The organism is Vibrio floridensis, from assembly GCF_021852965.1.
In the GTDB taxonomy this organism is placed as follows: domain Bacteria; phylum Pseudomonadota; class Gammaproteobacteria; order Enterobacterales; family Vibrionaceae; genus Vibrio; species Vibrio floridensis.
The window spans coordinates 176,367-188,136 of record NZ_JAKGCY010000003.1 but is presented as its reverse complement, the minus strand read 5'-3'; the positions used below and the strand labels follow the sequence as shown (position 1 = coordinate 188,136).

The window sequence follows — 11,770 nt, the reverse complement described above, 5'->3', positions numbered from 1 at the left end:
TCAATTTAAAAGGTGAGAGCTTTATTTCTTAAATTTAGCCAAAATGCGATCCAAATGATTGGCGAATTCGCGGCGTTCGGTTTGTGAGAGAGCCGCAGGGCCGCCAGTTTGGATTCCACTTGAGCGCATGGTTTCCATAAAGTCACGAATGTTAAGGCGCGCTTTGATGGTGTCTTTAGTATACAACTCACCACGTGAGCTTAAGGCGAGTGCGCCTTTGGTGATCACTTCATCGGCGAGCGGAATATCAGAAGTAATCACCAAATCGTTTGGTTCCACACGTTTGACGATCTCGTTATCCGCAATGTCAAAGCCGGCAGGCACTTGCAAACTGTGGATGTTGGGCCTTCTTGGTACTGGTACAACGTGATTGGCGACAAAGGTGCATTCGACACCGGTTCGCTCTGCTGCGCGGACAATAGTTTCTCGAATCACTTTTGGACAGGCGTCGGCATCAACCCATATCTTCATTGGTTTTTCTCTTTTAGTTGTGCTTCTAATGCATCGATACGAGTTGCCAGCTTCAGGACGGTCGCTTCGAGTTGGGCAATGCGTTCCGCATCTTGATTGGTTTGACTTGCCACTTCGATCTTCGGTACTCGCTGGGCGCTCTTCCAGCTTTTGATCGCGGCAATGATCGCAGGCATGGGGACCGATGTTTTTAATCGTGCCTTCACAAGCGCGACAGACGGCTCTTTTCCTTGTTGCTGAAGCTGTTCAAGCACCGCTTCCAGCTCTTTGGTGACATCTTGAGTTAACATTTTTTCTTCCTGATAACGATATGTTTATCATGATACGTGGCACTAAGGTTTTTGGCGAATAGCAATTTCGGTAATCGCGTGTGAGAGATCTCTTACACAGCTTGTGCGAGAAAGCTAATTCATCGTAAGAGGAATGGTTGTCAAAACAACCTAACTTAATGATTAATAAGGAATGTTAATTCGATGTAATGGTTTGCATAAGCGTTTTTCTTTGCCGGTGGATTGCTCCGTTCAAGAAAAAGAGTAAATTAAACCTTGTCGGAAGGATGCTGACACGGAACAGGAAACGCCAAGGATTTGGTTATCGTCAGGAAGACGATTTGGTTGCTCAGGATGAGGAATCAAGCAAGGAGCGAAGGACCTTGTAAGGAAACAATCATCAATAGGATGTTGATGACAAAGGAATGACGTGGACACCTCGAGGATTGAGGCAAGGACAGTATCAGGACGATACCAAGGACACCGCTCAAGGAACAAGTGATGTGCGCTAACAGGAATAGTTAGCTATCAGGAAGATTTAGGACACCGCTAGGAAGGCGATGTACGGATTCGCTGAAGGATTCAGCCACTATTAAGGATGATGCAGGGAGCATTATTAGTAGCCGGACTGCTGCGAGTAAGACCATAGCCCCGATACGAAAGTGTCGGGGCTTTTCTTATCGGCATCTCTTCACACTCTCTACCGTCAGATCGATATAAGTATTTTATAAACAACGTTAAAAAACAATCTGGATCAATAACTCTTTGTTCAAGTTGGTTTAATTTTTCGGCTTCTCAATTGGGCGTAACGGATTTGCAACGCGCTAAATCGGTACCGCCATATCAAGGATAGAATGTGACCATAGTAACTCGAAGGACATTACTCCTTCCTTACAATGAATCATTAAAGCTCGAATTCGTGATGCTAAATTGCTGCGCGAAGAATCGTGCGCAGCTCAATGGTCCATACACGGTTGCCAATGCCAAGCTTCTGTTTGATAAAGTATTGAATGATAAAACGATCCATGCCAGAGCTGTATTGGATAACTACAATCGCGAATACATGGGGCATGTCTATATCGCGCATTTAGATAGTCAACCTGAACTGGAGTTCATGTTTGATAAATCGTACTGGGGGAAAGGGATCGCCAGCGAAACATTGAAGGCGTTTGTGCCCAAAGCGATGCATGAATTGCAGTTGGAGAGCTTAACGGCACACATCAAACCTCAGAACATCGCTGCAATCAAAGTACTCACCAAGCTGGGCTTTTATGATGTTTCCCAGCTTAGTCAGTGCAATGCGCTCGTGACAATGCGTTTTACATCCGATGAGGTGGCAGGAAAAAGTTCAGCGGCCTGAATCCTGTCATCATCAGTTGCCCTTGATAGCAGTCGTCACCGAGCGCTGAAAACTCAAATAAATAAACAGTATGCCAACGCCAGCTTCCCTCTGGCGTTTTTAATTTGTGCCCGCCAAACGCAACACTAATGAGTTGTAACTCCAGTTGGTCGCATTTGCGTGCTATCGCAGCCTTGGCCAGTTCCGATTGGCGACGTTGTTGCCAAAAGAGAAAACAGAAGAAACACAATCCTAAGATGGCAAACAAATCACCGACCATGGTTTATCCTTTTGTAGCCTGTTGTAGATTTAAAAGTGCATTGGCCAGCTCTGGTGATGGGCTGGAGTGCAGCAGAGGCAGTAGCACCATTCTGAGCTGTGGAACCATCACTAAGTCGGCAAACAGTTGATTGAACAGGTTTTGATTACCCGTTTGTGCCAAACGAACCAAAAAGAGCTGTGCGACCTCCGTTTCAGCTAACCAATGCCAAGCGCGACCCGCAATACCAATCAACACTTCCTGATGGCTCAATCTAGGGCTGGCGAGCAGTGTGTTCAGCAGGGGCTTCACTTGTGCTTGCTCTGCGCCTGACAGCGCACGAATTAGCGCTGAGAGCAAAAACAGATCAGGGTGTGGCTTGGCGATTTCGCCTTCAGTGAGCTCGATTAAGCGGGCTGTTAGCTTTTCAGGCAAGGTGACATGCTCTAACGCACCAAGCAGAGCATACAATGGGGTTGAAGGAAGGTGCGCCAGTGCCTTGCGTATTAGCACGCCATTTTGCTCTTGATCCAATCGAGCACAGATGTCGGTAATGCCCTGCAAGCCAACGGTTTGCCAGTTTTCCCACCCCAATTTTCCTTGGAAATAGATTTGGGCGTGTTCGTAATATTGGCTGGTCGGTAACTGCAATTGCGCGCGCACCAAGCTATGAAACACCGCCATTTTGTCTTCAGAAGGCTTAAACGTATAAGGATTGTTCGCCAACTTCTGTTGCTGTTCTTCACTCATTTCTTGCGATAAACGCGTTCCCATCGCTTCTACGACAAATTTAATGAAGTTGCCGATGTCGGCTTGCTTCAATAGACCACGCTCGTCGAGTTCAAATTTCAAAAAACAAATCCATGGTTGCTTTTGCTCATTCCAATACACAATCGCCAAATTGGCTTTCCGTTGCAGAGGGTAAGGATAAGGCGCTGAGCCTTTTTCTATCTCGGCAAATTGCGTTTGGCTGATTGGATTGATACGGCGGCCCAAATCATAAATGGCGTATTGGCAGTCGCTGGCGGTAAGGAGTTGACTGAGAGTGTGTATGGTATCCATGAAGCATGTTGTCCTAACTTTATTTCTTCAATAAATGGTATCATTCGCGGCTAATTCAAGGTTCGGAATGTAAAGATTAATGACAAACACCTCAACTTTGACGGGATTATTGCGACAACTTGAGCTGGAGCTGAAACGTTTAGGCTGGTGGGATGAAATACCCCCAGAGCCTGCATTGTTGCAAAGCGAAATGCCTTTTGCGGTCGACACGTTAGCGCCACAACAATGGTTGCAGTGGATCTTCATCGCTCGCATACAGCAGATGATGGCACAAGGGGCGTCACTGCCTAAGGGGTTTCTGCTCACCCCTTATTTTGAAGAAGCTTGGAAAGAACAGCGTGATACACAAACGTTGTTGAGTATTTTGCGTACGATTGATGAGGTAAGCCAGTAATGCTGGAGATTGTGTATCAGGATGAATATTTTGTGGCCGTGAATAAACCGGCGGGCATGCTTGTGCATCGCAGTTGGTTGGATAAACATGAAACGCAGTTTGTAATGCAGACATTGCGTGATCAAATTGGTCAGCATGTTTTTCCGCTTCATCGCCTGGATCGTCCAACCTCCGGGGTGTTGGTTTTTGCACTGTCCTCTGAAGTCGCATCTCAGGTTATGCCCATGTTTGCCGGACAGGAGATGAGCAAAACCTACCATGCGATTGTGCGTGGCTGGATAGAGGAAGAAGGGGAGCTAGACTACGCGTTGAAGGTTGAACTGGATAAGATTGCGGATAAGTTTGCTTCGCAAGAGAAGGAAGCACAAGACGCGATTACGCTCTACAAACCACTGGCCAAAGTGGAAGTGCCTTATTCAACGGGCAAGTTCCCAACGACCCGCTATGGGTTAATGGAGCTCAAGCCGAAAACCGGTCGTAAGCATCAACTTCGCCGCCATATGGCGCATCTTCGTCATCCGATCGTGGGGGATACCACCCATGGTGATGGCAAACACAATAAGCTGTTCCGTGAAGAGTTTGACGCGCCGAGATTGCTGCTGCACGCCTCTGAACTCAGATTTGTCCATCCGTATACACAGCAAGAAGTTGTGATTCGAGCAGAGGTTGATAAAGTTTGGCAACAGTTGTTTGAACGTTTTGAGTGGCCGAGCACTTTGCTTACCGCAAGTCACTAATGCACTCATACTAGGGTGATCACAGTAAAAAGGGTTGATGTCATATCAACCCTTTGCCATTTAGGCAGTTTTAAACCAATGAGGCGAGCTTCGCTTATTTGAGTTTTTCGAGATCCGCTTCAATTTCGGCAATTTTGCTCGCCACCACTTTCTCAAGATGCTTCAGATCAGTAAGGATCTTTTGTTTGATATCCACATCTTCTTGTTTGGGTGGCTTGGTAATTTTATTTAGTTCATCAATGACTAAAGTGAGGTTGCGATTAATTTCCGTGACTTCTTTATATTGATGACTACCGCTATCAACCAAGACATTTTTGACTTGTCGTGGATACTTGAATTTCACGCTTTTGGCAAAAAACTCGCCTTTTTGCTTGTGGAAATAGATTTTTAATACGTCTTTGTGCGCTTCCTGACGTAGTGAATAGCGTTCAATCTGGCTAGGATCATGAATACCCAGTCCAGTGAGGTGTGGATACATAAGCGACCTCTATTTAGGTATGACTGTTAAGCTTCAATGTAGCAGTCAAATCATGTGGTAGATAGCTGATCATCCGACCAATTGACTAAGTTGTGCACGAGATCGCGCTCGGTATCCTTGGTGAAAAAATCCCTCAGCAGAGCATGCTGAGGGATTTATCAAAAGCAGAATTTTATGATGAGGTTAAGGGGCGAGTTCGGCGATGTTGTGAATCAGTTTTTCACGTAGCTGAAGTTCTTGCTCTTCACTGAGTCGTCCGCCATTCTCACTTGTCAGAATAAATAAGTCTTCCGCTCGCTCACCTATGGTGGTGATTTTTGCCCCATGCAAGTTAAATCCCATATCAGCGAAGGTCGCGCCTGTAATCGCAAGTAGCCCCGGTGTATCGAGCGCCACCAATTCCATCAAGGTGCGTTTTTTACTCTTCGTGGGTAGGAAATCCACTTTGGTCTTAACTTTAAAGTGCTGCAGTTTATGAGGCGTACGGCGCGTTTTGACTTTTGTCGGTCTGCCATCGGATAACACATGCACCAGATGTTTAATGACAGCCCTATGGCTGTCGACATCGATCGCTTGGCCGTGTTGGTCAAGTACCATAAAAGTATCAAGAACATAGCCATCTTTACTGCTCATGATTTGCGCGTCGTGTACGTTAAAATTACGACGGTCTAGCTCTGCCACCACGGTGGCAAAGAGTGCATGTTGGTCTTTGGTGTAGACAAAAACTTCTGTACCGCCACGAGTGGCCTTTTTACTCATCAGCACTAAAGGCTGCTCAGGATCATCCATGCGCAGAATATGTTCGCAATGCCAGGCGATCTGTTTGTGGGTGTGACGGAGAAAATAATCTGCTTTAAAGCGTTGCCACAACACTTCGATTTCACGCGCGGTAAAACCTTCTTTGCGCAGCAAAGCGGAAGCCAATTGCTGGTTGTGGCGAATACGCTCGCGCGCATCGACCGGATTTTCTAATCCGCGTCGTAAGGCTCTTTGGGTGGAGTAAAACAGTTCCGCTAGTAAGGTGCGTTTCCAACTGTTCCAAAGTTCTGGATTGGTTGCACAAATATCCGCAACGGTCAGGCAGACCAAATATTCCAAACGTTCTTCATCGCGTACTTGTTTGGCGAACTCAGTGATCACCTCTGGGTCATAGATATCTCGGCGCTGAGCGGTGACCGACATCAGAAGATGGTGTCGTACTAGCCAAGAAACCAGTTTGGCTTCGGGCTTGGAGAGGCCGTGTTCAATACAGAAATCGTATGCTTCTTTTTCACCGATCTCTGAGTGATCGCCGCCACGTCCTTTGCCAATATCGTGAAAAATCGCTGCTAGAATCAATAACTCTTTCTTTTGCAGTCTCGGATAGAGCTCACAACAGATGGGGTGTTTATCGTGGTTTTTCGCGTAACCGAAGGTATTGATGTGATTGAGCAGTCGTACACTGTGTTCATCCACGGTATAGACGTGGAAAAGATCAAACTGCATCTGTCCAACAATTTGGCTCCATTGGGGAAGGTAGGCGGCTAAGACTCCAAGTTTATGCATTAAGCTAAAGGCTCGATGAAGCGCATTGGGGTGGCGAACCAGCTCCATAAATTTTTCACGCGCTTCCGGAATGGTATGAAGAAATTTGTTCAAACGTCGGCGAGCGGTACGCAATTGACGCAGTGTCGGAGGGCTAACACTCTCAATCGTGGAGTCATTGGCAATGTGCAAAAACATATCAAGGATCGTTTCTGGGCGCGCTTGGAACAACGCAGGTTTACGCGCCTCGATTAAACGGCCTCGGCGTTGAAAATCTTCATTGATGATGACCGCTGGCTCGGTTTCCCCACCATTAATAATCGCTTGATCAAACAGCTTGAGCAGCATTTTATTGAGTTCTGCGACACGGCGTAGCGTGCGATAGAACTCCTTCATCATCATTTCAATACCGCGGTTGCCTTCACCTTTAAAGCCTAGATGCTCAGCGACCTGCAACTGATGAGCGAAGGTCAATCGATTGTCGTAACGTTTTAGCTCAATATGTAGGGCAAAGCGAACTCGCCACAGAAAATCTTGGCATTCCACCAGTTCGCGATACTCGGCATCGGTCAAAAAGCCGTAGCGGCTCATTTCTAACAGTGAGGTTGCGCCGAAATGACGTCGAGCCACCCAACTTAACGTGTGAATGTCACGAAGTCCGCCAGGTGTGGATTTAATGTCGGGCTCCAGATTATAAGTGGTATCGTGATAACGTGCATGGCGATCGCGCTGTTCTTGAATCTTGGCACGGTAGAAGGTCTCACTGGGCCAAAAGGAGTCAGAGAGCACCACTTTTTTTAAATCTTGGAAGGTGTTTTCACTGCCACACAACAATCGAGCTTCCTGCAAATTGGTGGCAACGGTCAAATCTTCACGACCTATTGCAGCGCACTCTTCAACCGTGCGTACGGCATGACCAACCTCTAAACGTAAGTCCCATAGCAGTGTAATGAACTCACTTACTTTTGGCTCCAGTGAGGTTGGCAGCTTATGTTTCGACAGCACTAAGATATCAATATCTGACAGCGGATGGAGCTCACCACGACCATACCCACCTACGGCAACCAGCGCGATATTGTGAATGTCGTTGAAACCAAAGTGTCTCCATAGCCTCGTTAGAAGCAAATCCATGTATTCTGCACGAGCGAGGACCAAATCGGTCACCGGATGGTGATTAAGAAACGCTTGTTTTTGTTCACTAGCGAAGAGATCGAGCCCTGCTTTCAGTTGGGTAACCGACAGTTGTTCTTCCGTGAAAGTTAAAGGGGATTGAAAAGCCATGATTTTGCTATCCGTGCAATCGTTATCTGCGTAAGAATGTAACAGAGTTGCGACTGATAAAAAATATCCCCGCATGAGCGGGGATGGGAAAAATGATTTAACTCAGTGAAGATTAGATATTCTTCATCAAGCGAGGAATGGACTCTTCACTGCGCAGAGTGAGCACTTCACAACCGTCTTTAGTGACGAGAATAGTGTGTTCCCACTGTGCTGAGTTTTTGCCGTCACCAGTGTATACCGTCCAATCATCTTCAGCATCAACGGTACAACCAAACTTGCCTGCGTTTATCATCGGTTCGATAGTGAAACACATACCTTCTTTTAATACACTGCGGTCGCTATTGCGGTAATGAACGACTTGAGGTTCTTCATGGAACTCATCACCGATGCCGTGACCACAGAAATCTTTCACAATAGAGAACTTATTACGTGGGTTGTTTTTGTTGTTGTCCTTGATGTATTTCTCGATCGCGGTACCAATATCACCCACGGTCGCACCCGGTTTGACTTGACGCATACCGATATACAGGGCTTCTTGCGCCACCATGCATAGGCGTTTGTTGGCTGGAGAAACATCACCAACCAAAAACATTTTTGATGTATCGCCGTGGAAACCTTGAGGACGCACAGACAAATCGGCTTTTTCATCGTCAGGCACAATGACGGTGATATCAACGTTTACGATATCACCATTTTTCAGTACGGCAGGTTTCATTTGACCATTGCTGCCGACTTCATCTTTCGATGCTGGAATGCCGTGGCAAACAATATGGTTGATAGACGTACAGATCGACTTTGGAAAACCGTGATAATCCAGCGGAGCAGAATAAGCACCTTTCTCTAGGGCGTAGTCGTGACAGATTTGGTTCAGCTCGTCCGTTGTCACCCCTTCCTTGATGTATGGCTCAATCATTTCCAGGATTTCAGCGGCTAGCTTACCCGCCATTCTCATACGCTCGATTTGTTGAGCGGTTTTAATCTTAATTGACATTGGCTTTCTCTACTTAAATTCGGGGGCACATCAGGGTGTGCTGATGCGGCATTCTAACAGGAAGAAATGAGAATGTGTATTTGTCTGAAAAACGAGAGCATACCTAGGGCCAATTTTTAGGGGATGGGTTCATTTGGCTTCGTTGCTAAATGCATTTTTTTTTGCCTTCAATAGGCAAAATATGGTATAAAGCGCGCCGGAAATGAGGACTGTTCTCTTCGTTAAGGTTCCCTTAATGGCGAAGCAAGCTTCTTCCAAACATACTTTTTCTTTAAATCACACACATTCCGACACATGTTCCGGGGTGCCCAGCGATTAGGCTAGGGTCGGATACATGGGGGATGTGGAGGCCTAACCCCATAGAGGATTTTAAAATGGCAACTGTATCAATGCGCGATATGCTGAAAGCGGGTGTACACTTCGGTCACCAAACTCGTTACTGGAACCCAAAAATGAAGCCATTCATTTTTGGCGCTCGTAACCGCGTTCACATCATCAACCTAGAAAAAACTGTACCAATGTTCAACGAAGCTCTTGCTGAGCTAGTTAAAGTTGGCGAGAAGAAAGGTAAAGTTCTTTTCGTAGGTACTAAGCGCGCTGCATCTGAAGCTGTTAAAGAAGCTGCAATCGCAAGCAACCAGTACTACGTAAACAACCGTTGGTTGGGTGGTATGCTGACTAACTACAAAACTGTTCGTCAGTCAATCAAACGTCTAAAAGAGCTTGAAGTTCAGTCTACTGACGGTACTTTCGACAAGCTTACTAAGAAAGAAGCTCTAATGCGCACTCGCGAAATGGAGAAGCTAGAGAAGTCTCTTGGTGGTATCAAAGATATGGGTGGTCTTCCAGACGCTCTATTCGTAATCGATGCTGATCACGAGCACATTGCTATCAAAGAAGCGAACAACCTGGGCATTCCAGTATTCGCAGTAGTTGATACAAACTCTAACCCAGACGGCGTTGATTACATCATCCCAGGTAACGATGACGCTATCCGTGCAGTTCAACTATACCTGAACGCTGTGGCAGCATCTCTTGCTGAAGGCCGTAACAAAGACGTTGCAGCTGTAGCTGAGAAAGACGGTTTCGTAGAAGCTGAATAATCGCGGCTCTGTGTCACACTTAGTCGATGTGCAACCTAGTTGTCGCATAAACTAAGTTATAGTTAGCATCAGGGGCCGAAATACTGGCCCCTGATTTTTACCGTATCCAGAATTAACTGAGGAATAGAGAATGGCTGTTACTGCTGCTCTAGTAAAAGAACTGCGCGAACGTACTGGCGCAGGTATGATGGAATGTAAGAAGGCGCTTGTTGAAACTAACGGCGACATCGAACTGGCAATTGAAAACATGCGTAAGTCTGGCGCAGCGAAAGCAGCTAAGAAAGCTGGTAACGTTGCAGCTGAAGGCGGTATCTTCATCAAAGAAGAAAACGGTGTTGCAGTTCTTCTTGAAGTAAACTGTCAAACTGACTTCGTTGCTAAAGACGGTAACTTCACTGCATTCGCTGGCAAAGTTGCAGCTGATGCTCTTGCATCTAAAGCATCTATCGAAGAGCTACAAGCGAAATTCGAAGAAGAGCGTGTTGCTCTAGTTGCTAAGATCGGTGAAAACATCAACATTCGTCGCGTTCAGTACGTTGAAGGTGCTGTTCTAGCGTCTTACCGTCACGGTGAGAAGATTGGTGTTGTTGTTGCTGGTGACGGTGAAGCTGAAACTCTAAAACACGTTGCGATGCACGTAGCGGCTTCTCGCCCAGATTACGTGAACCCAGAAGACGTACCAGCTGACGTTGTAGCGAAAGAGCGTGAAGTTCAAGTAGAAATCGCTATGAACGAAGGTAAGCCAAAAGAAATCGCAGAGAAAATGGTTGAAGGCCGCATGAAGAAATTCACTGGCGAAGTTTCTCTGACTGGTCAGCCATTCGTTATGGAACCTAAGAAATCTGTTGGTGAAATCCTTAAAGAGCGTGGCGCTTCTGTTGTTACTTTCGTTCGCCTAGAAGTTGGTGAAGGTATCGAGAAAGCTGAAGGCCTAAGCTTCGCAGAAGAAGTTGCACTGGCTCAAAAAGGTTAATCCCTAGAGATTGTGCAAAGATTAGACCGTAGCCAAGGCTACGGTCTTTTTACGAATAAGCGGTAAATTTATTTTTAGCCGTCATGAGTTGAGATTGGTTGCAAAGCACAAGTCTCAATCCATGACTGTTAATCAACAACTCTCTTTTGTAAGGTATACTCCATGACGACTAACCCTAAACCTGCGTATCAGCGTATTCTGTTAAAACTGAGTGGCGAAGCTCTGCAAGGCTCAGAAGGCTTTGGCATTGATCCTACTGTACTTGACCGTATGGCTCAGGAAGTAAAAGAACTGGTAGAGCTGGGTGTGCAAGTGGGTGTGGTTATCGGCGGCGGTAACTTGTTCCGTGGTGCAGGTTTGGCGCAAGCCGGAATGAACCGTGTAGTGGGTGACCACATGGGTATGCTAGCAACAGTAATGAATGGCCTAGCGATGCGTGATGCATTGCACCGTGCTTACGTAAACGCGCGCGTGATGTCTGCTATACCTCTAAATGGTGTGTGTGATGACTACAACTGGGCCGATGCTATCCGCGAACTTCGTCAAGGTCGTGTGGTTATTTTCGCCGCAGGTACTGGCAACCCATTCTTCACCACCGATTCTGCAGCTTGTTTACGCGGTATTGAAATTGAAGCGGATGTAGTGCTAAAAGCGACCAAAGTGGATGGTGTATTTACGGCTGACCCGGTAGCCAACCCAGACGCAGAGCTGTATGATAAGCTTTCTTACGCCGATGTTCTTGAAAAAGAACTGAAAGTGATGGATTTGGCAGCATTTACTTTGGCTCGTGACCACAAAATGCCAATCCGCGTATTTAATATGAACAAGCCGGGGGCTTTGCGCCGTGTGGTAATGGGTGAAGCAGAAGGCACGCTAATTACCGCTTAAG

13 protein-coding genes are annotated in these 11,770 nt (G+C 46.4%); 6 read left to right on the top strand and 7 right to left on the bottom strand.

The annotated features are described in order from the left end of the window. Nucleotides 1-21: 21 nt before the first annotated feature. Both LZU85_RS07190 and LZU85_RS07185 read right to left on the bottom strand, forming a co-directional pair. The gene (locus LZU85_RS07190) at nt 22-471 is read right to left on the bottom strand and encodes a YaiI/YqxD family protein (protein ID WP_011079753.1); all 450 of its coding nucleotides are present in this window, start codon (nt 469-471) and stop codon (nt 22-24) included. Continuing rightward, nucleotides 468-761, bottom strand: coding sequence for a hypothetical protein (locus LZU85_RS07185; RefSeq protein WP_237286774.1), 294 nt, complete (start codon nt 759-761; stop codon nt 468-470). The genes LZU85_RS07190 and LZU85_RS07185 overlap by 4 nt, the downstream gene beginning before the upstream one ends. 835 nt (nt 762-1,596) lie before the next feature. On the opposite strand from LZU85_RS07185, the gene LZU85_RS07180 reads away from it, so the two are divergent. Next, nucleotides 1,597-2,100, top strand: a complete 504-nt coding sequence (locus LZU85_RS07180) for a GNAT family N-acetyltransferase (protein WP_011079755.1) — start codon at nt 1,597-1,599, stop codon at nt 2,098-2,100. Here LZU85_RS07180 and LZU85_RS07175 read toward each other — a convergent pair. Next, a complete protein-coding gene (locus tag LZU85_RS07175) occupies nt 2,060-2,359 on the bottom strand; it encodes a DUF3301 domain-containing protein (RefSeq protein ID WP_017420206.1) in 300 nt (99 codons plus the stop codon). The genes LZU85_RS07180 and LZU85_RS07175 overlap by 41 nt on opposite strands. A 3-nt stretch (nt 2,360-2,362) precedes the next feature. Continuing rightward, on the bottom strand, nt 2,363-3,400 hold the full coding sequence (locus tag LZU85_RS07170; RefSeq protein WP_237286773.1) for a DUF3549 family protein: 1,038 nt from the start codon (nt 3,398-3,400) through the stop codon (nt 2,363-2,365). Nucleotides 3,401-3,479: 79 nt separating this feature from the next. Between LZU85_RS07170 and LZU85_RS07165 the strand changes: the two genes are divergently transcribed. Together LZU85_RS07165 and truC are read left to right on the top strand one after the other, a co-directional pair. After that, nucleotides 3,480-3,794 (top strand): YqcC family protein, encoded by a 315-nt coding sequence (locus tag LZU85_RS07165; RefSeq protein WP_011079757.1) that lies wholly within the window; start codon nt 3,480-3,482, stop codon nt 3,792-3,794. After that, nucleotides 3,794-4,531: a tRNA pseudouridine(65) synthase TruC gene (gene truC, locus LZU85_RS07160; protein WP_038969632.1), complete on the top strand. Its 738-nt coding sequence runs from the start codon at nt 3,794-3,796 to the stop codon at nt 4,529-4,531. The genes LZU85_RS07165 and truC overlap by 1 nt, the downstream gene beginning before the upstream one ends. A 94-nt stretch (nt 4,532-4,625) precedes the next feature. Here truC and LZU85_RS07155 read toward each other — a convergent pair whose 3' ends face one another. From LZU85_RS07155 to map, 3 genes are all read right to left on the bottom strand, one after another. Then, complete coding sequence (locus LZU85_RS07155) at nt 4,626-5,009, bottom strand: DUF3461 family protein (RefSeq protein ID WP_011079759.1); 384 nt, start codon at nt 5,007-5,009, stop codon at nt 4,626-4,628. A gap of 183 nt (nt 5,010-5,192) precedes the next feature. After that, entirely contained in the window at nt 5,193-7,814 is a 2,622-nt protein-coding gene (gene glnD, locus LZU85_RS07150) for a bifunctional uridylyltransferase/uridylyl-removing protein GlnD (protein WP_176297410.1), read from the bottom strand. 112 nt (nt 7,815-7,926) lie between these two features. Next, nucleotides 7,927-8,805, bottom strand: coding sequence for a type I methionyl aminopeptidase (map, locus tag LZU85_RS07145; protein WP_237286772.1), 879 nt, complete (start codon nt 8,803-8,805; stop codon nt 7,927-7,929). Between the two features lie 374 nt (nt 8,806-9,179). On the opposite strand from map, the gene rpsB reads away from it, so the two are divergent. The 3 genes from rpsB (at nt 9,180) to pyrH (ending at nt 11,769) form a co-directional block, all read left to right on the top strand. Then, nucleotides 9,180-9,908, top strand: coding sequence for a 30S ribosomal protein S2 (gene rpsB, locus LZU85_RS07140; protein WP_176297412.1), 729 nt, complete (start codon nt 9,180-9,182; stop codon nt 9,906-9,908). A 130-nt stretch (nt 9,909-10,038) separates the two neighbouring features. Continuing rightward, on the top strand, nt 10,039-10,881 hold the full coding sequence (tsf, locus tag LZU85_RS07135) for a translation elongation factor Ts (RefSeq protein ID WP_176297413.1): 843 nt from the start codon (nt 10,039-10,041) through the stop codon (nt 10,879-10,881). Between the two features lie 162 nt (nt 10,882-11,043). Then, nucleotides 11,044-11,769 carry a UMP kinase gene (pyrH, locus tag LZU85_RS07130; RefSeq protein WP_176297414.1) on the top strand — a complete coding sequence of 242 codons (726 nt, stop codon included), beginning with the start codon at nt 11,044-11,046 and terminating at the stop codon, nt 11,767-11,769. Nucleotide 11,770: the final 1 nt, after the last annotated feature.